The 21654-nt window shown below is 68.2% G+C and carries 19 protein-coding genes; 9 read left to right on the top strand and 10 right to left on the bottom strand.

From position 1 onward, the window contains the following. Positions 1-128 precede the first annotated feature (128 nt). From rocF to J2W36_RS17490, 3 genes are all read right to left on the bottom strand, one after another. Positions 129-1049, bottom strand: a complete 921-nt coding sequence (gene rocF, locus J2W36_RS17500) for an arginase (protein WP_307691028.1) — start codon at positions 1047-1049, stop codon at positions 129-131. A 72-nt stretch (positions 1050-1121) separates the two neighbouring features. Continuing rightward, the gene (locus J2W36_RS17495; protein ID WP_307691027.1) at positions 1122-2369 is read right to left on the bottom strand and encodes a branched-chain amino acid ABC transporter substrate-binding protein; all 1248 of its coding nucleotides are present in this window, start codon (positions 2367-2369) and stop codon (positions 1122-1124) included. A 62-nt stretch (positions 2370-2431) separates the two neighbouring features. Next, positions 2432-3085 (bottom strand): TetR/AcrR family transcriptional regulator, encoded by a 654-nt coding sequence (locus tag J2W36_RS17490; protein WP_307691026.1) that lies wholly within the window; start codon positions 3083-3085, stop codon positions 2432-2434. Positions 3086-3170: 85 nt separating this feature from the next. Here J2W36_RS17490 and J2W36_RS17485 point away from each other — a divergent pair, with 85 nt between their 5' ends. From J2W36_RS17485 to J2W36_RS17475, 3 genes are all read left to right on the top strand, one after another. After that, positions 3171-4793, top strand: a complete 1623-nt coding sequence (locus J2W36_RS17485; RefSeq protein WP_307691025.1) for an AMP-binding protein — start codon at positions 3171-3173, stop codon at positions 4791-4793. A gap of 122 nt (positions 4794-4915) precedes the next feature. After that, positions 4916-8230 carry an acetyl-CoA carboxylase family protein gene (locus J2W36_RS17480; protein ID WP_307691024.1) on the top strand — a complete coding sequence of 1105 codons (3315 nt, stop codon included), beginning with the start codon at positions 4916-4918 and terminating at the stop codon, positions 8228-8230. A 98-nt stretch (positions 8231-8328) separates the two neighbouring features. Further along, the gene (locus tag J2W36_RS17475) at positions 8329-8703 is read left to right on the top strand and encodes a YXWGXW repeat-containing protein (protein WP_307691126.1); all 375 of its coding nucleotides are present in this window, start codon (positions 8329-8331) and stop codon (positions 8701-8703) included. A gap of 79 nt (positions 8704-8782) precedes the next feature. On the opposite strand, the gene J2W36_RS17470 is transcribed toward J2W36_RS17475, so the two are convergent. Beyond that, the gene (locus J2W36_RS17470) at positions 8783-10288 is read right to left on the bottom strand and encodes an FAD-linked oxidase C-terminal domain-containing protein (RefSeq protein ID WP_307691023.1); all 1506 of its coding nucleotides are present in this window, start codon (positions 10286-10288) and stop codon (positions 8783-8785) included. 25 nt (positions 10289-10313) lie between these two features. Beyond that, on the bottom strand, positions 10314-11162 hold the full coding sequence (gene purU / locus J2W36_RS17465; RefSeq protein ID WP_307691022.1) for a formyltetrahydrofolate deformylase: 849 nt from the start codon (positions 11160-11162) through the stop codon (positions 10314-10316). 113 nt (positions 11163-11275) lie between these two features. Here purU and aptA point away from each other — a divergent pair, with 113 nt between their 5' ends. Beyond that, on the top strand, positions 11276-12613 hold the full coding sequence (aptA, locus tag J2W36_RS17460; RefSeq protein ID WP_307691021.1) for an omega-aminotransferase AptA: 1338 nt from the start codon (positions 11276-11278) through the stop codon (positions 12611-12613). Here the strand turns inward: aptA and J2W36_RS17455 are convergent. After that, positions 12594-13469 (bottom strand): ChaN family lipoprotein, encoded by an 876-nt coding sequence (locus tag J2W36_RS17455; protein WP_307691020.1) that lies wholly within the window; start codon positions 13467-13469, stop codon positions 12594-12596. The two genes, aptA and J2W36_RS17455, sit on opposite strands and share 20 nt — an antisense overlap. A gap of 72 nt (positions 13470-13541) precedes the next feature. On the opposite strand from J2W36_RS17455, the gene J2W36_RS17450 reads away from it, so the two are divergent. Next, on the top strand, positions 13542-14636 hold the full coding sequence (locus tag J2W36_RS17450) for an AbrB family transcriptional regulator (RefSeq protein ID WP_307691019.1): 1095 nt from the start codon (positions 13542-13544) through the stop codon (positions 14634-14636). A gap of 10 nt (positions 14637-14646) precedes the next feature. On the opposite strand, the gene J2W36_RS17445 is transcribed toward J2W36_RS17450, so the two are convergent. Then, complete coding sequence (locus J2W36_RS17445; protein ID WP_307691125.1) at positions 14647-14925, bottom strand: BTH_I0359 family protein; 279 nt, start codon at positions 14923-14925, stop codon at positions 14647-14649. 123 nt (positions 14926-15048) lie between these two features. Further along, complete coding sequence (locus J2W36_RS17440; protein ID WP_307691018.1) at positions 15049-16203, bottom strand: DUF3108 domain-containing protein; 1155 nt, start codon at positions 16201-16203, stop codon at positions 15049-15051. A gap of 138 nt (positions 16204-16341) precedes the next feature. Between J2W36_RS17440 and J2W36_RS17435 the strand changes: the two genes are divergently transcribed. Beyond that, on the top strand, positions 16342-17379 hold the full coding sequence (locus J2W36_RS17435) for a fumarylacetoacetate hydrolase family protein (protein ID WP_307691017.1): 1038 nt from the start codon (positions 16342-16344) through the stop codon (positions 17377-17379). Here J2W36_RS17435 and J2W36_RS17430 read toward each other — a convergent pair. Further along, the gene (locus J2W36_RS17430; protein WP_307691016.1) at positions 17362-18132 is read right to left on the bottom strand and encodes a helix-turn-helix transcriptional regulator; all 771 of its coding nucleotides are present in this window, start codon (positions 18130-18132) and stop codon (positions 17362-17364) included. The genes J2W36_RS17435 and J2W36_RS17430 overlap by 18 nt on opposite strands. A gap of 76 nt (positions 18133-18208) precedes the next feature. Between J2W36_RS17430 and J2W36_RS17425 the strand changes: the two genes are divergently transcribed. Genes J2W36_RS17425 through J2W36_RS17415 form a run of 3 tightly spaced genes read left to right on the top strand, consistent with a single transcriptional unit; the run spans position 18209 to position 21167 of the window. Beyond that, a complete protein-coding gene (locus J2W36_RS17425) occupies positions 18209-19963 on the top strand; it encodes an FAD-dependent monooxygenase (RefSeq protein WP_307691015.1) in 1755 nt (584 codons plus the stop codon). Next, a complete protein-coding gene (locus J2W36_RS17420; protein WP_307691014.1) occupies positions 19960-20184 on the top strand; it encodes a hypothetical protein in 225 nt (74 codons plus the stop codon). The genes J2W36_RS17425 and J2W36_RS17420 overlap by 4 nt, the downstream gene beginning before the upstream one ends. A gap of 5 nt (positions 20185-20189) precedes the next feature. Continuing rightward, entirely contained in the window at positions 20190-21167 is a 978-nt protein-coding gene (locus tag J2W36_RS17415) for a Bug family tripartite tricarboxylate transporter substrate binding protein (RefSeq protein ID WP_307691013.1), read from the top strand. A gap of 21 nt (positions 21168-21188) precedes the next feature. Here the strand turns inward: J2W36_RS17415 and J2W36_RS17410 are convergent, their stop codons facing one another. Continuing rightward, positions 21189-21602: a VOC family protein gene (locus J2W36_RS17410; protein ID WP_307691012.1), complete on the bottom strand. Its 414-nt coding sequence runs from the start codon at positions 21600-21602 to the stop codon at positions 21189-21191. Positions 21603-21654 lie beyond the last annotated feature (52 nt).

Here is a 21654-nt window from a genome sequence, read left to right as displayed (position 1 = left end):
CCGCGACAACGCTTCGTCACACCCAAGTGATCGATGATCGAACGTTTGCGTTCATTAATCGCCCGGAATAGGGGTTACACCTAGCCAGGCGATGGCGGCCGATGGCGGGGCCACCGGCCATTGCGAAGCTAGCGCACCAGGGTCGACTTGCCGAACAGGCTTTCGATGAGTTCCACCGCCACTTCGGCGGTGCGGTTGCGCACGTCCAGTGCCGGGTTGAGTTCCACCACGTCGAGCGAGCCCAGGCGGCCGGTGTCGGCGGCCATTTCCATGCACAGCTGCATTTCGCGGTAGGTCGGCCCGCCGCGCACGCCCGTGCCCACGCCGGGGGCGTAGTCGGGGTCCAGGCAATCGAGGTCGAAGCTCACGTGCAGGTGGGTGTCCTCGTCGACGTCGGCCAGCGCGGCGGCCATGGCGGCGCGCATGCCGTTCTCGTCGATGTGACGCATGTCGAAGACGGTCAGGCCGAGCGTGCGGATCGCCTTCTTCTCGTCGGCATCGACACTGCGAATGCCGATGAAGCGGATCGCCTCGGGTGCCAGCGCGGCGCGCTCGCCGCTCCAGCCGGTGAGCGCAGCCGGGCCGTGGCCCAGCAGGCAGGCCACCGGCATGCCGTGGATGTTGCCGCTCGGACTGGTGGTGTCGGTGTTGACGTCGGTGTGCGCGTCAAACCACAGCACGCGCAGTTTCTTGCCGCGCTGGCGTGTGTGCCGTGCCACGGCGCTGATCGAGCCGATGGCCAGGCAATGGTCGCCGCCCATCATCACGGGCACGTGCCCCGCGCCCAGCGCGGTGTCGACGGCCTGGTAGACCGCCCGGTTCCATGCCACCACCTCCTCGAGATGGCGCAGGCCGTGCGCGGGTGCGGTCCAGGGCGTGGCTGGGCCGGCCAGGTTGCCGGCGTCGATCACCTGCAGGCCCAGGCGCGTCAGCATGCCGCCGATGTCCGCGACGCGCAGCGCATCGGGCCCCATGCCGGCGCCGCGCACGCTGGCGCCGACATCGGTGGGTGCGCCGATCAGTTGGAGGGTGGTCGTGGAGGTCGTCATCGTCGGTGGCTTTTCGGTGGCTTTCGTTGGTGAGCAGAAAGCTTAAGCCACGCAGGCGACGACCGTGTGTAGTCAAGGACGGATCATCTTGCAGTCTGTGCCCTGCGCCAGCTCGTTGCCGGAATACACCGCGTCGGTACGAAAGCCGTAGTTCGTGCCGTCCCAGCCGACCTTGACCGCCTTGCCGTCGACCGGCGCGATGGTGTTGACCACCTGCGGCAGCAACAACTGGTGGTCTTCGGCGCGCATGCGCACCGGGCCGACCACGGAATCGAAGCTCAGGTTCTCCAGCGCCGCGGCGACCTTGGGGGTGTCCGTGCTGCCTGCCTTGTTGATGGCCGCGGCCAGCATGCGCGGCGTGAAGTCGATGCGCGGTGCGAGGAACTCCTTGCCGGTCTTCGCCTTGTAGGCCTTGGCGAGCGCGTCGACCCTGGGCATGTCGGCCTGCCCCGGATGCCATTCGGCCACCCAGGTGAGCTGGCCCAGCTTGGCCTGCGAGGCGGCCAGCACCGTGCCTGGGATCGAGCCCGCGCTGTGATTGAAGTAGCGCAGGTCGTAGCCCGCATCGCCCGCGGCCTTGAGCAGCAGCGTCATGTCCTGGCCCCAGTTGCCGGTGATCACCGAGTCGGCGCCCGACTGCTTGATGTTCGCGAGGTAGGGCGCGAAGTCCTTGACCCGCCCGATCGGATGCAGCGTCTCGCCCACGAACTGGATGTCCGGCCGCGCGAGCCCCACCAGCTGCCGTCCGTAGCTCGCCCACTGCTTGCCGTGGGCGTAGTCCTGGTTCAGGAGGTAGACCTTCTTCACATCCGGCGTCTTCTTGATGTAGTTGGCGAGCGCCTTCATCTTCATGGCGGTGTTGGCTTCGGTCTGGAAGTGCCAGAAGCTGCAGGCCTTGCCGGTCATCTCCGGGTCGATCGACGAGTGGTTGAGCACCAGCAGTTCCTTGCCCGGGTTGCGCTGGTTCCAGCGCGCGACCGACAGCACCAAGGCCGTCACCACCGACGATCCGGACCCGCCCGTGACGATGGCCCGCGCACCCTGGTCGATGGCGGCCTGCAAGGCGCTCTGGCTTTCCTGCGCCGACAGCTTGCTGTCGAACTGCAGCAACTGCAGCCGCGTGCCGCCGAGCACCCCGCCCTTGGCGTTGATGTCGTCGACCGCGAACTGGATGTGCGACAGCATCAGTTCACCGACGTTGGCGAACGGACCCGACAACGGGTCGATGTAGGCGATCTTGTAGGTAGCAGGCTGTGCCTGCACGCTGGCGGCGAGCAGCGCCGCAAGCGCCATGGTGGCGCATCGAAACGGAACGTGCATGGTGGTTGTCTCCTTCTTTTCTCGGGGAATGGCGCCGGCCCCGCCGGTCGAAAAAAAGCGATTCAGCGGGTGCGCAGGCCGAGCACCCGCCAGGCCAGGCGCGACAGTTCGGCCACCATGGCATCGGGTGCAAGTCGGCCGTCGGGGTGGTACCAGGTGTAGAGAAAGCCTGGCAGGCTGCAGGCCGCCAGCGCGGTGATGCGGGTCTCGGAAAAATCGAAATCGCCGTCGCGCCGGCCTTCTTCGAGCAGGGCGCACAGCCGGTCGTAGAAGTGACACGCCAGCTTCTTCTGTGCGGCGAGGTATTCGGGGCGGTACACCTGCGGCTCGCGGTAGGGAAACACCGCGCAGGGGTGATGCGCGATGGTGGCGCGGATCAGCCGCTCGATGCCTTCGGTGACCTTGATGCGTGCGCTGCGGTGGTCGTCGTCGGCGAAGTCCATCGACGTGAAGCAGTCGACCGTCGGGCGCCAGGACAGGGTTTCGAAGATCTCCTGCTTGTCGCGAAAGTAGTAGTAGACGAAGGGCTTGGTCACGCCCAGCGCGCGCACTATCTGCGCCATCGTGGTGTGGGCGTAGCCCTGGGCTGCGAACAGGAGGGCGGCCGCCTGGAGGATGCGCTCGCGCTGCGCGTCGGTCGATTCGGTGGCCGCCCGCTGGCGGCCGGTGCCCGCCGGCAGGTGGGGTTTGTGCGGTGTCTCCGATGTTCTACCCATCGGTAGGATTGTTGGGGCACCATGCCGCACTGGCAAGCCGATCGACCGTTGCAACGGCTATCGATAACCCTGAGAGAGTGACGCCATGGAGACAAACACCACAGGGGCCACGACCCCGACAAGGCCCCAGCAGCCCTTGCATGCCTACCTGCGCACCCATGCGCGCGAGCGCGGCGACCTGCCCGCCTGCCACTGGTACGGCCATGCGATGAGCTGGGCCGAACTCGATCGCGCCAGCGACGCCTTTGCCGCACGGCTTCAGGCGCTGGGCGTGCGCAAGGGCGAGCCGGTGGTGCTCTTCCTGAACAATTGTCCGCAGTACCTGGTCGCGCATTTCGGCATCCAGAAGATCGGCGCGATCGTCTGCCCGAGCGGGCCGCTCAACAAGGTGCACGAGCTGGCCTATCAGGTCGGCGACCTGAAGGCGCGCGTGATCGTCGCGGCGGCACCGCTGATGCCGGTGGTCGCGCAGGTGCAGCCCGACAGCACGCTCGTTCACGTGTTCGTGGTGCACTACACCGACCTGTTGCCGGCCACGCCCGCGCTGGATGTGCCTCCCGACCTGAAGGCGCTCCAGCAGATGCCACGCGAAGTGCCCACCGGCTGCGAGGACTTCCTCGATGCGATGCGCGGCGACGCCCGGCCCGCGCCGGTGGACATCGCGCTCGACGACGTGGCGCTCATGACCTACACCTCGGGCACCACCGGCCTGCCCAAGGGCGCGATGCTCAGCTACGGCAACGCGCTGTTCAAGACAGCCGCAGCAGCGGACTGCAATGGCGTGAGCGCCGACGACGTGCTGCTGTCCGTGGCACCGCTCTATCACATCGCCGGCATGCTGATGGGCGTCAACGTGCCGGTGCTCACCGGTGCTGCATCGGTGCTGCTGCATCGCTTCGATCCGCATGCCGTGCTGCAGGCGATCGAGCGTTACCGGGTCAGTTGGTGGTACAGCATCGCGCCCATGAATGTGGCCGTGATGCAGCAGGCGGACATCGCGTCCTTCGACCTGGGCAGCCTGCGCATGAACCCGGTGACCAGCTTCGGCATCACCTTCACGCAGGTGCTGGCCGACCAGTGGCGTGGCTTCGCGCGCCACTGCAGTTCGTTCGAAGCCGCCTACGGCCTGAGCGAGACGCACACCTGCGACACCTACACGCCGCACCATGCGCCGCGCTGGGGCACGCAGGGTCTTCCAGTGCCGGGCGTGACCATCCGCATCCTCGACCCCGACACCGGAACGGAGCTGCCGACCGGCGAGGTCGGCGAGATCGTGCTGCGCAGCCCGGGCACCTTCAAGGGCTACTGGAACAAGCCGCAAGCCACGGCCGCCACGCTGCGCGACGGCTGGGTGCACACCGGCGACATGGGCAAGCGCGATGCCGAGGGCTACCTCACCTTCCTGGGCCGCTTCAAGGAGATGATCAAGGTCTCGGGCTACAGCGTGTTCCCCGAAGAGGTCGAGACCATCCTCATCAAGCATCCCGCCGTGGCGCAGGCCGCCGTCGTCTCGCTGCCCGACGCGGAAAAGGGCGAGGTGGTCAAGGCCTTCATTGTGAAGAAGCCCGGCGCGCTGCTGGCAGCCGACGAACTGATCGCCTGGTGCCGCGAGAACATGGCGAGCTACAAGGCGCCGCGCAGCGTGAGCTTCATCGAAGCACTGCCGACCACCGGCGCCGGCAAGGTGCTTCGTCGTTTGTTGAAATGAGCGCTCCCCTGGGCTCCGCTCACTTCGTGTCGCTTCTCCCGCCCCCTTACCGGGGGCAACACCGGCAGCCTGGCAAAGCCGGTTCCGCGGTGTTTTTCGCATGCACTGATCGGTTCTGAAAAATGTTCAAGAAGGTATTGATTGCCAACCGTGGCGAGATCGCCGTGCGCCTCGTGCGCGCCTTGCAGGACCTGGGCATCGGCAGCGTGGCGGTGCATGCGCAGGACGATGCGCAGGCGCTGCACGTGCAGCTGGCCGACGTGGCCGTGGCGCTTGCGGCCACGGGCCCTGCGGCTTACCTCGACATCGCCGACCTGCTGCGCGTGGCGCGCGCGCAGGGTTGCGACGCGGTGCATCCCGGCTATGGCTTCCTCAGCGAGCGCGCTGACTTTGCCGCGGCCTGCGCCGAGGCCGGCCTGGTCTTCATCGGCCCGACGCCCGACCAGCTGGCGCTGTTCGGCGACAAGGCACGCGCCCGCGCGCTGGCCACGCAATGCGACGTTCCGGTCATGCCGGGCAGCGCCGGCGCCGTCACCCTGGCCGAGGCGCAGGCGTTCTTCGCCGAGCAGCAGCGCGAGGGCGCCGGCATGATGATCAAGGCGCTTGGCGGGGGCGGTGGCCGCGGCATGCGCGCGGTGCTGGCTGCCGATGACCTGCCCGAAGCCTACGCACGCTGCGCATCGGAGGCCCGCGCCTTCGGTGTGGAAGGCGTGTATGTCGAACGGCTGATGCTGCAGGCCCGGCACATCGAGGTGCAGGTGCTGGGCGACGGTCAGGCGGTAGCGAGCCTCGGCGAGCGCGAGTGCACGCTGCAGCGGCGCTTTCAGAAACTGGTCGAGATCGCGCCGAGCCCGTCGCTGTCCGAAGGCCTGCGCGAGCAGGTCACGCAGGCCGCGTTGCGCATGGCCGCGGCGGTGCACTATCGCAGCCTCGGCACCTTCGAATTCCTGGTGGACGCGCATGCGGACGCGACCCTCGGAACGCGCGCCTTGCCCTTCGTCTTCATCGAAGCCAATCCGCGCCTGCAGGTCGAGCACACGGTGACCGAAGCCGTCACCGGATTGGACCTGGTGCAACTGCAGCTGGCCGTCGCCGCGGGGCAGTCGCTGGACGGGCTGGGCATCGCGGCCGGCCGCACGGCGGCGCAGCGCGGCTTTGCGGTGCAGTGGCGCATCAATGCCGAGACGCTGGATGCACAGGGCACGGCAAGGCCGGCCGGCGGCACGCTCGCGCGTTTCGACCTGCCGACGGGACCCGGCGTGCGCGTGGACACGCACGGCTACGCCGGTCTCGCGCCTTCGCCGCACTACGACACGCTGTTGGCCAAGCTCATCGTGCAGTCGGCGTCGCCGCGTTTCGCCGATGCACTGCGGCGCTCGCAACGCGCGCTCGACGAATGCCGCATCGACGGCGTGGCGACCAACCTGCCATTGCTGCGCGCGATCGCCGCGCGCCCCGAGTTCGCGACGCAGACGGTGCACACGCGCTTCGTCGAGGCGCACCTGGGCGAGCTGCTCGAAGCGGCAGCGCAGGGCCACCGAGACCCTCGTGCGCTGACCGCTTCGGCCGAGGACATGACGGCAGGGGGTTCACAAGCCAACGAAGACGTGGGCCTGCACGTCCGGGCGCCGATGCCCGCGCGCCTCGTGCAGTTCGACGTCGAGGTCGGTCAGGTGCTCCCGGCCGGTTCGCAGATCGGCGTGCTCGAAGCCATGAAAATGGAGCACCTGCTGCACGCCCCCGAGGCCGGCCGCGTGCGCGCCCTGCTGGCGTCGCCAGGCGACTACCTGGTTGAAGGACAGGCGCTGGTGCGGCTGGAAGCGGTCGATGCACACGCGGTGCAGGCCGAGGTGCAGGCCGCGCCCGACCCGGCGGCCATCCGCCCCGATCTGCAGAAAGTCATCGACCGCCACGCACCCACACGGGACGATCACCGCGCCGCGGCGGTCGCCAAGCGCCGCGCGCAAGGCGGACGCACGGCGCGCGCCAATATCGACGACCTGTGCGACCTGGCCGCCGACCCGGGCAACTTCATCGAATACGGCGCGCTCGCCATTGCGGCGCAGACGCGCCGGCGCGCGCTGGACGACCTCATTGCCAACACGCCGGCCGACGGCATGGTGACCGGCATCGGCAGCATCAATGCAGACCGCTTCGGCGCCGAACGCTCGCGTTGCGTGGTGATGGCCTACGACTACACGGTGCTGGCGGGCACGCAGGGCCTGCGCAACCACCAGAAGACCGATCGCATGCTGCGCATCGCGCACCAGCTGCGGCTGCCGGTGGTGCTGTTCGCCGAAGGCGGTGGTGGGCGCCCGGGCGACACGGATATGCCCATCGTCGCCGGGCTCAACAACCACACCTTCAGCCAGTTCGCGGCGCTGTCGGGCAAGGTGCCGGTGGTTGGCATCGTGCATGGTCGCTGCTTTGCCGGCAATGCTGCATTGCTGGGCTGCAGCGACGTGATCATCGCCACGCGCGCCAGCAACATCGGCATGAGCGGCCCGGCCATGATCGAAGGCGGCGGGCTGGGCACCTTTGCGCCGGAGCAGATCGGCCCGAGCGCGGTGCAGTCGAAGAACGGCGTCATCGACATCCTGGTGGACGACGAGGCGGCCGCAGTCGCTGCGGCCAAGCAGTACCTGTCGTACTTCCAGGGACCGGTCGACGACTGGGAATGCGCCGATCCACGCGCGCTGCGCCATGCTGTTCCCGAGAACCGGCTGCGGGTGTACGACGTGCGCGCCGCGATGCGCGGTGTGGCCGACACCGGCGCGTTGCTCGAACTGCGCGCGGGCTTCGGTGCCGGCATCGTGACGGCACTGGCGCGCATCGAAGGCCGTCCGGTCGGCCTGATGGCGAACAACCCGCACCACCTGGGGGGCGCGATCGATGTCGAGGCCGCCGACAAGGCCGCACGCTTCATGCAGCTGTGCAATGCCCATGGGCTCCCCATCGTCTCCCTGTGCGACACGCCCGGCTTCATGGTCGGGCCGGAGATCGAGGCCCAGGCGCAAGTGCGCCACGTGTGTCGCATGTTCATGGTGGCTTCCCACCTGCGCGTACCTTTCTTCGCGGTGGTGCTGCGCAAGGGGTACGGCCTGGGCGCGCAGGCGATGACGGCCGGCGGCTTCGACGCGCCGGTGTTCACCGTGGCCTGGCCGACCGGCGAGTTCGGCGCCATGGGTCTCGAAGGCGCGGTGCGCCTGGGCTATCGCAAGGAGCTCGAAGCCGTGGCGGCCGGCGCCGAGCGAGATGCGCTGTTCGAGCGGCTGGTGGCGCAGCAGTATGCGAACGGCCAGGCCATCCACATGGCACAGACGCTCGAGATCGATGCCGTGATCGACCCGGCGGACACCCGCGCCTGGCTGGTGCGTGGTCTCACCTCGGCCACCGCCCCGCAGGCAGCCGTGCCACCCTGCGTGGACACCTGGTGATGGCGACACAGCTGCACACAAGATTTCGTGTCCGGCTTACATGCGCTTCACAGAGCCGGATCAGCATGAAGGTTCCTACCACTCGTGAGGAGTTCTTCATGAAAAAACTCGCTGTCGTCTTAGCCACCGGTTTCTCTGCCTTGCTGCCACTGGGCGTGGTGATGGTGCCCACTGCGGCCCAGGCACAGCCGGCGATCATTGTCCAGACGCCGCCACCGCCGCCGCGCGTTGAACGCATACCGCCGCCGCGCCGTGGCTTTGTCTGGGCGCCGGGTCACTATGAATGGCGCGGCGGCCGCCATGTCTGGATCGGCGGCGAATATGTGCGTGCACGTCCGGGCTATGCCTACCGGGCACCGGAATGGCGGGAACGTGATGGGCGCTGGGAATATGCGCGCGGCCGTTGGGACCGCGATGGCGACGGCGTGCCTGACCGCCGCGATCGCATGCCGAACAATCCGAACCGGTATTGATCGATCCGCACGCGCCCAGCTCACAAGGGGCCGGGCGCCCGTGACCTGGCCAGCGCGGTCCTTCGTCTGTTGCCCGCGCCTAGAACCTGGGCAGGTCGGCGAAGGGCAAGATCTTGCCGCCGCGCACCACCTGTTTGCCGTACTCCGCGCAGCGTTGCAATGTGGGGATCACCTTGCCGGGATTGAGCAGGCCGGCCGGGTCGAAGGCGCGCTTGACGCCGAACATCTGCTCGTTCTCGGCCGCGGTGAACTGCACGCACATGCTGTTGAGCTTCTCGACGCCCACGCCGTGCTCGCCCGATACCGTGCCGCCCATGGCGACGCTGGTCTCGAGGATGTCGGCACCGAACAGTTCGCAGCGATGCAGCTCGTCGGGGTCGTTGGCATCGAAGAGCACCAGCGGGTGCAGGTTGCCGTCGCCTGCATGGAACACGTTGCAGCAGCGCAGGTTGTACTTGATTTCCATCTGCTGGATGGCGAGCAGGATGTCGGCTAGCCGCTTGCGCGGAATGGTGGAGTCCAGGCACATGTAGTCGGGGCTGATGCGCCCGGACGCGGGAAAGGCGTTCTTGCGGCCACTCCAGAACTTCAGCCGTTCGTCCTCGTTGTCGCTGCAGGCAATGGCGGTGGCGCCGCAGCCGCGCAGCACGGCGGTCATGCGGCCGATCTCTTCCTCGACCTCCTCGATCGTGCCGTCGGATTCGCACAGCAGGATGGCGGCGGCGTTCAGGTCGTAGCCGGCCTTGACGAAATCCTCGACGGCGGCGGTCATGGGCTTGTCCATCATCTCCAGGCCGGCGGGGATGATGCCGGCGGCGATGACTGCCGCCACCGCATCGCCGGCCTTGCGGACGTCGTCGAAGCTGGCCATGATGCAGCGCGCGAGCTGCGGCTTGGGCACCAGCTTGACGGTGACCTCGGTGGTCACGGCCAGCATGCCTTCGCTGCCGATGACCAGTGCGAGCAGGTCGAGACCAGGACAGTCCAGCGCCTCGCCGCCGAATTCGACGGCTTCACCTTCGGCCGTGAAACCGCGCACCCGCAGCACGTTGTGCAACGTCAGGCCGTATTTCAGGCAATGCACGCCGCCCGAGTTTTCGGCCACGTTGCCACCGATGGTGCAGGCGATCTGGCTCGACGGGTCGGGCGCGTAGTAAAGGTTGAAGGGCGCTGCCGCTTCGCTGATGGCCAGGTTGCGCACGCCGCACTGCACGACCGCCGTGCGGGCAGCCACGTCGATTTTCAGGATCTTGTTGAACTTGGCCAGCGACAGCGTGACGCCCATCGCATCGGGCATCGCACCACCGGACAGGCCGGTCCCCGCGCCGCGCGCCACCACCGGCACGCCCAGCGCGTGGCAGGTGCGCAGCACAGCCGCGACCTGTGCCTCGGTCTCGGGCAGCGCCACCACCAGCGGGCGCATGCGGTAGGCCGTGAGGCCGTCGCACTCGTAGGGCGTGGTGTCTTCCTCGTTCCAGATCAGGGCGTGCGCCGGCAGGTGGGCCTGCAAGGCGCGCACAACCTGCGACTGGCGTTCGGACTTCTGCAGCAGCGCTGGCAGACCGGGTGCGACGGGAGCGTTCATCCAGCCACTCTACGGCAAGCTGCGTCTATTTGAAAACGACGGTTCGGTGGCCGTTGATCAGCACCCGGTGCTCGCTGTGCCACTTCACCGCGCGCGCGAGCACCTGGCTCTCGGTGTCGCGGCCGCGTGCCGTCAGGTCCTCGACCGTGTCGGAATGGTCGGCGCGCGCCACGTCCTGCTCGATGATCGGGCCTTCGTCGAGGTCGGCCGTCACGTAGTGGGCCGTCGCGCCGATGAGCTTCACGCCGCGGTCGTGCGCCTGGTAGTAGGGCTTGGCGCCCTTGAAGCTCGGCAGGAAGGAGTGGTGGATGTTGATCGCGCGGCCGGCCAGCTGGCTGCACAGGTCGTTGCTCAGGATCTGCATGTAGCGCGCGAGCACCACCAGTTCGGCGCCTTCGGCCTGGATGATCTCCAGCTGCCTGGCTTCGCCCTGCGCCTTGGTCGCAGCGGTGACCGGGATGTGGTGAAACGGCACGTTGTAGCTGGCGGCCAGCTGGTAGAAGTCGCGGTGGTTCGAGACGATGGCGCGCACGTCGATGGCCAGCAGGCCACTCTTCCAGCGAAACAGCAGGTCGTTGAGGCAATGGCCTTCCTTGCTCACCAGGATGACGGTCTTCATCGGCTCGGCGGCTGCATGGAGCTTGAGGTGCATGCCGAACTTCTCGGCGAGCACCGCGAACTGCTCGCGCAGGGCGGCCTCGCTGTGTTCGGCGCAGGCAAAGCGCACGCGCATGAAGAACAGGCCCGTGCCGTGGTCGTTGAACTGTTCTGCTTCCTCGATGTTGCCGCCGCGTTCGAGCAGGAAACCGGAGACGGCGTGCACGATGCCCGTGCGGTCGGGGCAGGAGAGGGTCAGGATGTAGGCGGGATTCATAACGGGCGTGATTGTCGCAGCCTGCGCGGATGCGCTGTGCCGGTGCCAGAATGAACCCTTCGGCGCGCTTGCGGCGCGCATCCGTCGCCCACTCTTCCCGCAGGAGCTTCTTCATGGCCAGCAACGACTTCAACATGGACAACCAATGGTTGCCCTTCACCCCCAACCGCGCGTTCCAGAAGGACCCGCGTGTTTTCGTGGCCGCCGACGGCATGGAATTCACCACGCACGATGGCCGCAAGGTGATCGACGGCATCTCCTCGCTGTGGTGCGTGGGCGCGGGCCACAACCGCAGACCGATCGCCGAGGCGATCAAGAAGCAGCTCGACACGCTCGACTACGCCACCGCCTTCCAGGTGAGCAACGACCGCGCCTTTGAAGCCGCCACGCTGATCGCCGACATGGCGCCGGGCGACCTCAACAAGGTGCTGTTCTGCAACTCCGGCAGCGAAGCGGCCGACACGTCGCTGAAGGTCGCGCTGGCCTACCACCGCGCGCGCGGCGAGGGTCATCGCAACGTGTTCATCGGTCGCGAGCGTGGCTACCACGGTGTGGGCTTCGGCGGCATGTCGGTGGGCGGCATTCCTGGCAACCGCAAGGCTTTCGGCTCGGCTTTCCTGCCGCGCGTGGACCACATGCGCTTCATCCACGATCCGGTCCACCATGCCTACATCCACAACCAGGAACCGGTCTGGGCCGACGACCCGCTGACCGACCTGGAGCAACGCATCCTGCCGCTGCACGACCCGAGCAACGTGGCCGCGATCATCGTGGAGCCGGTGGCGGGGTCGGCCGGCTGGTACCTGCCGCCCCAGGGTTATCTGCAGAAGCTGCGCGCCATCTGCGACAAGCACGGCATCCTGCTGATCTTCGACGAGGTCATCACCGGCTTCGGCCGCATGGGCACCAACTTCGCGTCGGACTACTACGGCGTGGTGCCCGACATGCTGAACTTCGCCAAGTGCGTGACCAACGGCGTGATCCCGCTGGGCGGCGTGATCTGCCGCGACAAGCTGTACGACCAGATGATGAAGACCGACGCGCCCGAGCACGTGGTCGAGTTCTTCCACGGCTACACCTATTCGGGTCACCCGGTGGCCTGCGCGGCTGCCGTCGCCACGCTCGATCTCATGAAGAACGAGCAGCTCTTCTCGCGCGCCGCCGAAATGGCCCCTGTGCTGGGCGATGCCTTCCACAGCGCCTTCAAGGGGCTGCCCAACGTGATCGGCATCCGCAGCCTGGGGCTGGCCGCGGCGGTGGAACTCGCGCCGATGGCGGGCCTGCCGGGCAAGCGTGCCTACGACATCTTCGTCGATTGCTTCCACAAGGGCGCGCTGGTGCGCCCCGCCGGCGACGTGATCGTGATCGCGCCGCCCTACATCGTCGAGAAGTCGCACATCGACACGCTGGTCAACACGCTGGCCGATTCGATCAGGAAGTTTTCGGCCTGAGTTCGGCGCAGTAGTCCCGGGCCGGCAGTTCCGGCGTTTGCCAGACGGCGTCGAAGCCGGCTGCGCCTGGCCCGGATTCACCGGCCTTGAGCAGCACCGACTTCACCGTGAGCCCGGCTGGCAGGTGACGCGGCACGCCGAGCGTGCGTTCGACATGCGCCGCGCCGGCGATCAGCAGCACGGTCTTGCCCGGCACGTGGGCCTGCACCAGCATTTGGGCCATGGTGCGGTCGCGCGCGATCTGGACGCGCGTCATCGGCGTGACCTGGGCTTCCGGCAACAGGCCGCAGTGGCCCTCGCGCACGGCCGCCTGCTGCGCGGCGCGCGCGGTGTCGTCCAGGCGCGCATCGATCGAGGTGTCGGCCATCGCCTCCCGCATGCGAATGCGTGGCAGGTTGCCGCCGACGACGGGCACATGGGCCTGGACGGCCGCCATCACGGCCGCACCGTAGTTGCGCCAGGGCCAGGCCTGTTCGTTCCAGGCCAGCGCGGCGCGCACCTCGTCTTCCGTCGCAGCGGCGGGCAACGCCGCGGTCGTGGTGCCGGCGTCAGCCATCTCGATGATCAGTGCACCCAGCCTGCCACGCGCCGCCAGCGCATCGACCGTCTCGAATTCGATCACATGGTGTTCGGCAGCGTCGTGCTGTTCCCCCAGCAAGAGCAGGTCGACCGGCAGCAGCACGGCCACGCGCCGGGCGAAAGCCGTATCGGGCGGTACGGGCGCGCGGCCGGCCGTGCCGCATGCCGTCAACGTGGCTGCGGCCAGCAGGGCTGCCAGCAGGTTTGCCCGCCAGCCATGTGGCGGTCGGGTCGTGGGACGGGAGGCAGAGGAAGGCCAGCAAGACCAGGAAAGCAAGGAGCACAGAGCCATCGGGCGATACTACGCCCGGGCTCCGGCGTGGGGCCACGTTCTCCCGTTCCGATTCGCGTGTCTTTCCTCTCCCGTCGTCCCTTTCCCTTCCCCGTGCGCGTGCTTGGCACGCTGCTGCTCGCGCTGGCGGCTGCCGCCCTGTGCCTGGTGTTGCGCACGCCGTTACCCTGGATGATCGGGCCGCTGCTGGCGGTGTCGATCTGCGCGATCGCCGGTGCGCCGACGGCCAGCTACACCCCCTTGCGCAACCTGGGCCAATGGACCATCGGCACGGCGCTGGGGCTTTATTTCACGCCGCAGGTGATGGCGCTGGTGGCCGGTGTCTGGTGGGCGATTGCACTGGCCATTGCCTGGGCACTCGGCATGGGCTGGCTTTTCGGCCACGCCCTGGAGCGGCTCCAGGGCGATCGGATGGCCCACGTGCCGCCGCACACGATGAGAGCAACCGCTTACTTCGCGGGTGCGATTGGGGGTGCCTCGGAGATGACGCTGATGGCCGAGCGCGTGGGTGCGCGCACCGATCTGGTGGCCGCAGCCCACAGCCTGCGGCTGATGATCGTGACCCTCAGCATTCCTTTTGCCATGCAGTGGAGCGGCCTGCACGGGCTGGAGGTGTCGCCGCCCACCGTGCGCGAGGTGAATTGGGGAGGCCTTGCGCTCCTGGCCGGTGCCACGGGGGTGGGGGCGCTGCTGATGCAGGCGGCGGGCCGCAACAATCCCTGGTTTCTGGGCCCCTTGCTGGTGGCGATGGGCTTCACCGTGGCGGGCCTGCCTTTGTCGGCTGTGCCCACCGGCTTCTCCAACGCCGCGCAACTGGTGATCGCCGTGAGCCTGGGCGTGCGTTTCAGCCGCGAATTCCTGCAGACGGCGCCACGATGGTTGGCGACGGTCGCGCTGGGCACGGTCGGGATGATCGTTCTGTGTGGCGCCTTCGCCTGGTGCCTGTCGCTGGCCACCGGCGTGCATCCGGCCACACTGGTCCTGGGCACGTCACCCGGGGGGATCGCCGAAATGTCGATCACCGCGAAGGTGCTGCAACTCGGCGTGCCAGTGGTCACCGCCTTCCAGGTGTGCCGCCTGATCGCGGTCTTGCTGCTGATTGGTCCGCTGTACACCTTGCTCTACGGGCGGATGCCGCCCAGCATTCGGTGATTGCAGCGCTTCAGTGCACGAGCACGGGGTTTTGCGCCAGTTCGGCGTAGCCTTCGAGCGTGTCCTCGACCTCTTCCTGGGTCGGTGTGTTCAGCTGCCAGGCAGTGATCTTCTGTTGGAACAGCTCGGCCCAGGAGCCGTCGAGGTAGACCTCTTTGCCCGAGCGCTTGTCCACGATCTCGAAACCGTGGCGCGCGAGCACGGGCAGGTGCGGCGCGATGGGTGCCTCGCCCTCGTTGGGCTGGACATGCACGACCACATAGGACTCGGAGTCATAAAGCATGTTCATGGCAGGACCCGTGAGGATGTCGATGGCGTTCATAGGCTTCTCATGTAGCAATCAACGCGCCAGTTTCAAGACCGGTTGTCATATTTATGGCGCATCTGTTGATGGCTGAGGTCAAGCATGCACTCAGTCGCCGGGCCGGGAAGGCAGCTGTTCGCGCAGTTGCATGTCGGCGAAATCCCCGTTGGCCTGTGTCTGCTTGATGCGCACCGGCGCATAGCCCAGCGCCGGCGCGACCCACACCTCCACCGTGTCGTCATAGGGACGCCGGGCGGTGCGAACCAGGCGGCGGGCCGTGATATGGCCTGCGGGCAGGGCCAGTTCCTCCTCGTCGCCGACCACAAAGCTCCAGATGTCGGCATCGCGCGGCCCCACCGTCTGCATGGCCAGGGCGCTGCCCGTCGGGTAGCGCGCGGGGTCGGCGGCCATGAGCGCGCCGAGTTGCAGCACCACGCTCAGCCGGTCCTGCGCGCCGGGCAGTAGCGGCACGCTGGGCGCGTTGTTGCTGAACACCACGGTGCCCTGGTCACGTGCGAAATGCGAAGCGACCTCGACCTTGCGCTTGTCGCTGAAACGCGTGGGCTCGATGCCGGTGGGTCCGATCACGCCTTCGCTGTGCTGCGAGCGCAGGGTCTTGAAGAAAAAGGTGAGCGACAGTTGAGCGTCGTACGCGTGGCCGTCCTGCTGCCACGACAGTTCGCCGAACACCCCCTGCAGTGGCGTGACGCCCTGCTGGCCGCTGACGGCGAACTTCAGTCGCATCGAGCCTGGAATGCGCACGGGCACCGGCGCGGCAGGGGGCTGCGCCTCTGGTAGGGCGGCTGGGGCCGCCGGTTCCGGCGGGACCGCCGGGCTGGCCTGCGGTGCCCCGTCGGTCCCTGGCGTTGTGGGGCTGTCCGTGGCGGCGGGATCGCCAGGCGTTGTCTCCGCAGTGGCAGCCTCCGGCGTCTCGGTGGCGATCTCGGGGGGCGTCGCTGTGGGCGCGATGGCGACAGGCGCGGGTCGCGGCTTCGGTGCGGGCCGGGGGCGCGGCTTGTGTGGCGCTGGTGAAGGTGCCGGCGCCGCGGGGGGCGCAGGTGTCGGTTGCGGGGGCGCCGCCACGATCGTTCGCGTGGTGAATCGTGTCTCCGTGGGCGCCTGGCCCGGCCCGGCCGCAGTCGGCAGCAGACCGAGCAGCAGCAGGTGCGCCACGCCCACCACCGCCGTCAGCAGTGCCACCGCACGCCACGGCCCGCGCGGCTGGGGGCGCGGCGCGGCGTGAGCGCCTGGCGCAGTGGGCACAGGCAGAACGGGGAGGGCAGAGGGCGCGCGTGTCGACATCGGGTGTGGGACTGGCTGCAGGCGCGGAGGTTCACCTCGGTACACTGCCGCCGATCAACCAGTTTAGTAGCGATGCCGCCACGGCGTCCGCAGGATCTCATGAAACTCGCCACCCTCAAGGACGGCTCGCGCGACGGTCAGCTCGTCGTCGTGTCACGCAACCTCGCCAGCGCCCATTACGCCACCGGCATCGCCAGCCGCCTGCAGCAGGTGCTCGATGACTGGGGCTTCATGAGCCCGCAGCTGCAGGACCTGTACGACGAGCTCAACGCCGATCGCGCGCGCCACGCCTTTCCCTTCGACCCGGCACAGTGCATGGCGCCGCTGCCGCGCGCCTACCAATGGGCCGACGGGTCGGCTTATCTCAACCATGTCGAGCTGGTGCGCAAGGCACGGGGCGCCGAGGTGCCTGCGAGCTTCTACTCGGATCCGCTGATGTACCAGGGCGGCAGCGACGACTTCATCGGTCCGTGCGACCCTGTGGTGGTGGCCAGCGAGGCCTTCGGCATCGACTTCGAAGCCGAGATCGCCGTCATCACCGGTGACGTGCGCATGGGCGCCACGCCCGAGCAGGGCATCGACGGCGTGCGCCTGTTGATGCTGGCCAACGACGTGAGCCTGCGCAACCTGATTCCGGCCGAACTGGCCAAGGGCTTCGGCTTTTTCCAGAGCAAGCCCGCCACCGCGTTCAGCCCGGTCGCCGTCACGCCCGACGAACTGGGCGACGCGTGGCAGGGCGGCCGGGTGCACCTGCCGCTGCAAAGCGCCTGGAACGGCCGCAAGGTCGGCATGTGCGATGCGGGAGAGGACATGACCTTCCACTTCGGCCAGCTGATCGCCCACATCGCCAAGACCCGCAACGTGCGCGCCGGCAGCATCGTCGGCAGCGGCACGGTGAGCAACCCGGGGGTCGAGAAGAAGGGTCGCATGGAATGGCCGCGCGGCTACAGTTGCATTGCCGAGAAGCGCTGCATCGAGACCATCCAGGACGGCCAGCCCGTCACCGAATTCATGAAGTTCGGTGACACGATCCGCATCGAGATGAAAAACCGGGACGGGCAGTCGGTGTTCGGGGCGATCGAGCAGGAGGTGGTGGCGGGAGGCCATGCCGGTGCCGCGTCAAACCCCTCGCAATAGCTCCTTCATCGTTCGTATCCCCAGCCGCCGGAACGCCCGGTACTGGTGGGTTCGCACCGTCGTGGTTTCGATGCCGATCAGCCGGGCGGCTTCCTTGGCCGTGCGCCCGGCGAGCAGGTGATCGATGACTTCGCGTTCCCGCAGGCTCAGTGCGAGCAGGCGCGGTGTCTGCAACGTCGGCGCCGCAGCGCGCGCCACGACCGCGCTGCGACCATGTGCTGTCGCCGCGCCGGCCAGCAGCCAGGCGTGGGCCTCGACCTGCGCGAAGTCGGTGACATCGAATTCGGGCTGGGCCAGGCTGCGGTAGAAGTTGACCGCCGCACGCTGGCCGGTGGGCAGCAATTGCAGCACCGAGAGCCGCTCGCGGATGCCGACGTCGCCGTAACAGGCGGCGCGGTAGCCGGCATCGGCGAGCTCATCGCCGCGGTGGTGGCCCATCCAGATCTGCGCGCGCAGTGGCCGCGTGCGGGCTGACAGCCAGCGCATGTGCGGATCGAGCCGGTCGAAGCGCTGGTCCACATAACGCTCCGCCGTGCGCTCGGCCGCGTGGCCATAGCTGCTGGCCGCGGACACCGTTTCCAGCCGGCCGCTCGCGCCGACGGCGAACACCGTGCAGAAGGTGGCGGGCAGCACGCGCTGCATCGCGCCCAGGCAGTTCGCTGCCAGGTGCACGGTGCCCACGCCCTCGAGCACCTCGCTCACCACGTCGCTGCGCAACGGGTGGTCGGCGGGCGTGATTCGCCATCGTTTCATTCGGCTCCATGCGGGTAACTACCTCGTACGAAGTTACGACATCGCGCAACGGTGTGCATCGGGACAATCCCGCCGAATGAACACCTCGACCGTTCCAGTTCGCGATCCCGTTCGCGCCGCACGCCCGGGCGATGCCGGCGGCGGGCCTGTCCCGCCGCCAGTCGGCGCCTTTCGCTACACCCGCTTCGAGACGGTGGTGCCCCAACTCGACGACGGCGTGGAACCGGGCCGCCATCGGGTCGTGATCGCCGGTGGCGGGCCGGTCGGCATGGCGTTGGCGCTCGGCCTGGCCAACCACGGCGTGCGCAGCGTGGTCCTGGAGGCCGATCACACCGTCTGTGAAGGCAGCCGCGCGATCTGCGTGTCGCGGCGCAGCCTGGAGATCATCGAGCGCCTGGGCGCACTGCCGGCCTTTCTGGCCAAGGGCCTGCCGTGGCGCGCGGGCCGCAGCTTCTACAAGCTCGACGAGGTGCTGCGCTTCGAGATGCCGCACGACGCGCGGCAAAAACTGCCGCCGATGGTGAACCTGGAGCAGTACTACATCGAGCAGTACCTGCTCGACCAGATCGTGCGGCGCAACGCGGCGACGCCGGGCCTGATCGACCTGCGCTGGGGCACCTCGCTGAGTGCGCTCGAAGAGGACGGCGAGGGCGTCACGCTGCAGGCCACGCACGCACGGGGAAACTACACGCTGCGCGCCGGCTGGCTCGCCGCCTGCGATGGCGGGCAGAGCTTCGTGCGCAGGTCGCTGGGCCTTGCGCTCGAAGGTGCGGCCTACGAAGGCCGCTACGTGATCATCGACATCGAGCTGGCCAGCACGGCGCCGACCGAGCGCCGCGCCTGGTTCGACCCGCCCTGGAACCCCGGCGCCACCGTCCTGATGCACCGCCAGCCCGACGACATCTGGCGCATCGACTACCAGTTGCGCGAGTGCCAGAGCACCGAAGAGGCGTTGCAGCCGGCCGCCGTCGCCGCTTTCGTGCAGCGCCATCTCGATGCGATCGGGGAGGGGCACCTGCCCTGGAAGCCGGTGTGGACCTCGGTCTACCGCGCCGGCGCGATGACGCTCGACGCCTACCGCCACGGCCACGTCGTGTTCGCCGGCAATGCCGCCCACGCGATGCCGATCTTCGGGGTACGCGGCCTGAACTCCGGCATCGACGATGCCGACAACCTTGCCTGGAAGCTGGCGCTCGTGAGCCGGGGGCGGTCGCACGCCGCACTGCTCGACAGCTACTCGCAGGAGCGCATCGCGGCCTTTCGGGTCAACGCCGAGAACGCAATGCGCAGCACCGAATTCATGTCGCCGCCCTCGCGCGGCTTCGATCTGCTGCGCGAGGCGGCGCTGTCGCTCGCGCTGGCGCATCGGGGCATCGCGCAGCTGGTCAATCCACGGCAGACGCAGGCCATCGGCTACGGCGACTCGCCGCTGTCGAGCGAAGGCGACCTGCTGCCGGCAGGCCCGCTGGCGGGCGACGTCATGCCGGAGCAGGCCCTGTGCGAGGGTCATCTCACCGACCACCTCGGGCCCTTCTTCACGCTGCTGGTGCTGCGCCCCGACGCAGACAGGGTGGCGCTCGATGACGACCTGGCCGATGTCAATGCCCCGTTGCTGCGCGTGCTCACCCTGACGCGGGCCGGTCAGCCTGGCGGTGACGCGCAGGCCGGCGCCGACGTTTTCGCAGCGCTCGGTGCAACGCAGGGCGCCGTGTATCTGCTGCGTCCCGACGGCCACGTGGCCGCGCGCTGGCGCCGGCCGCCGAGCGGCGCGGTGGCGCGTGCACTGCAACGCGCGGCCTGCACCGTTGAACACACCGAACCTTCCCGATGACCTCACTCGCCCCCGACGCCCGCGATCGCCTTTACGCCGAGTGCGCCCGCGCCATCACCACGGCTGGCAGCGAGTGCGAACCTCTGTTTCTCGCGCGCCTCGCGCTCCTGCTGTTCGAGCAAGTCGCCGATGAGGCACGCTGCCGCCAGGCGCTGCAAGACGCGTTGCATGATCTGCCGCTACCCTCGCTCAGCGCCACCCCATCACTACAAGGAGACTGAATCCCATGGACCGCCGTACCGTTCTCGCCACCCTGGCCTCTTGCGCCACCCTCGGCACCGCGCCCTTCGCCCGCGCCCAGGCCAGCTATCCCGACCAGATCGTCAAATGGATCGTGCCTTATCCGGCCGGCGGCGGCACCGACGTGATCGCCCGCACGCTCGGCGAGGCCATGCGTGTCACGCTCGGCCAGCAGATCGTGATCGACAACCGCCCTGGTGCGGCCACCAACATCGGCGCCGACCTGGTCGCCAAGAGCAAGCCCGACGGCTACACGATCATGTCGGCCGACAATGCGTTGCTGGCCTTCAACGAACACCTGTTCAGCAAGCTGCCCTTCAACCCGGAGAAAGACTTCACCTACATCGGCGCGATCGGCAAGTTCCCGCTCGCGCTGGTCGTGCATCCCGATTTCCCGGCGAAGAACTTCAAGGAGTTCCTCGCCTATGTGAAGGCCAACCCCGGCAAGGTGAACTATGCGTCGCCGGGCAACGGTTCGCCGCACCACCTGGCGATGGAGCTGTTCAAGAACCGCACGGGCACCTTCATCACGCACATTCCCTACCGCGGCGCGGCGCCGGCCATGGCCGACGTGATGGGTGGGCAGGTGCCCTGCATGTTCCTCGATCTGGCCTCGGGCCTGAGCGTGATGCAGGCGGGCAAGGTGCGCGTGCTGGCCATCGGGTCGGGCACGCGCTCCAGGCTGCTGCCCGATGTGCCCACGCTGGCCGAAGCGGGCGTGTCGGACAGCGAGGTGTTCGCGTTTCAGGGCCTGGTCGGCCCGGCCGGCCTGCCGCAGAACGTGGTGGCCAAGCTCAACGGCGACCTCAACAAGTCCTTCGGCACGCCTGCGGTACAGAAGCGATTCGCCGACATCGGCATGGAGGCCATGCCCGGCACGCCCGAGCAGTTCCGCACGCTGGCCCGGGCCGAGGCGATGCGATGGGGGCCGGTGATCAAGGCGGCCGGCGTCAAGCTGGACTGAGGCGCGCGCGTGGGCGGAGGCCTACGTGTCGTAGACCGTGGCCAGCGACCGGAACCCCTTTGCCTCGATCGGGTTGCCGAACGGGTCGCGAAAGAACAGGGTCCATTGCTCGCCCGGGGCGTGCTCGAACCGTACCTGCGGCGGCAGGACGAAGTCGGTGCCCGCGGCTTCCAGCCGGTCGGCCAACGCGCGCCAGGCCGGCAGTTCGAGCACGATGCCAAAGTGCGGCATCGGCACCAGGACGTCGCCCACGCGGCCGGTGTCGGCGGTGGCGAAAGGTTCGCCCAGGTGCAGCGAGATCTGATGGCCGAAGAAGTCGAAATCGACCCAGGTGGCGGTGCTACGGCCTTCGGCGCAGCCGAGCACGTGGCCGTAGAAGTGGCGCGCCACGTCGAGGTCACGCACGTTGAAGGCGAGGTGGAAGATGCTGGACATGGCCGATTATCGGCCGCAGCGCGGCGGCTGCGCGCGGGGACAATGGCGCTCG

Source organism: Variovorax ginsengisoli, from assembly GCF_030811835.1.
In the GTDB taxonomy this organism is placed as follows: domain Bacteria; phylum Pseudomonadota; class Gammaproteobacteria; order Burkholderiales; family Burkholderiaceae_C; genus Variovorax; species Variovorax ginsengisoli_C.
The sequence above is the reverse complement of the archived record's forward strand: the minus strand, read 5'-3'. Positions and strand labels throughout refer to the sequence as shown.

Bases quoted from the DNA above. Each gene is read 5' to 3' on its own strand.
- J2W36_RS17445 (WP_307691125.1), bottom strand. From the start codon at position 14,925: ATGAACATGCTTTATGACTCCGAGTCCTATGTGGTCGTGCATGTCCAG.
- J2W36_RS17420 (WP_307691014.1), top strand. From the start codon at position 19,960: ATGACCTCACTCGCCCCCGACGCCCGCGATCGCCTTTACGCCGAGTGC.
- J2W36_RS17470 (WP_307691023.1), bottom strand. From the start codon at position 10,288: ATGAACGCTCCCGTCGCACCCGGTCTGCCAGCGCTGCTGCAGAAGTCC.
- J2W36_RS17475 (WP_307691126.1), top strand. From the start codon at position 8,329: ATGAAAAAACTCGCTGTCGTCTTAGCCACCGGTTTCTCTGCCTTGCTG.
- J2W36_RS17430 (WP_307691016.1), bottom strand. From the start codon at position 18,132: ATGAAACGATGGCGAATCACGCCCGCCGACCACCCGTTGCGCAGCGAC.
- J2W36_RS17480 (WP_307691024.1), top strand. From the start codon at position 4,916: ATGTTCAAGAAGGTATTGATTGCCAACCGTGGCGAGATCGCCGTGCGC.
- purU (WP_307691022.1), bottom strand. From the start codon at position 11,162: ATGAATCCCGCCTACATCCTGACCCTCTCCTGCCCCGACCGCACGGGC.
- J2W36_RS17435 (WP_307691017.1), top strand. From the start codon at position 16,342: ATGAAACTCGCCACCCTCAAGGACGGCTCGCGCGACGGTCAGCTCGTC.
- J2W36_RS17425 (WP_307691015.1), top strand. From the start codon at position 18,209: ATGAACACCTCGACCGTTCCAGTTCGCGATCCCGTTCGCGCCGCACGC.
- rocF (WP_307691028.1), bottom strand. From the start codon at position 1,049: ATGACGACCTCCACGACCACCCTCCAACTGATCGGCGCACCCACCGAT.
- aptA (WP_307691021.1), top strand. From the start codon at position 11,276: ATGGCCAGCAACGACTTCAACATGGACAACCAATGGTTGCCCTTCACC.
- J2W36_RS17415 (WP_307691013.1), top strand. From the start codon at position 20,190: ATGGACCGCCGTACCGTTCTCGCCACCCTGGCCTCTTGCGCCACCCTC.
- J2W36_RS17410 (WP_307691012.1), bottom strand. From the start codon at position 21,602: ATGTCCAGCATCTTCCACCTCGCCTTCAACGTGCGTGACCTCGACGTG.
- J2W36_RS17485 (WP_307691025.1), top strand. From the start codon at position 3,171: ATGGAGACAAACACCACAGGGGCCACGACCCCGACAAGGCCCCAGCAG.
- J2W36_RS17495 (WP_307691027.1), bottom strand. From the start codon at position 2,369: ATGCACGTTCCGTTTCGATGCGCCACCATGGCGCTTGCGGCGCTGCTC.
- J2W36_RS17490 (WP_307691026.1), bottom strand. From the start codon at position 3,085: ATGGGTAGAACATCGGAGACACCGCACAAACCCCACCTGCCGGCGGGC.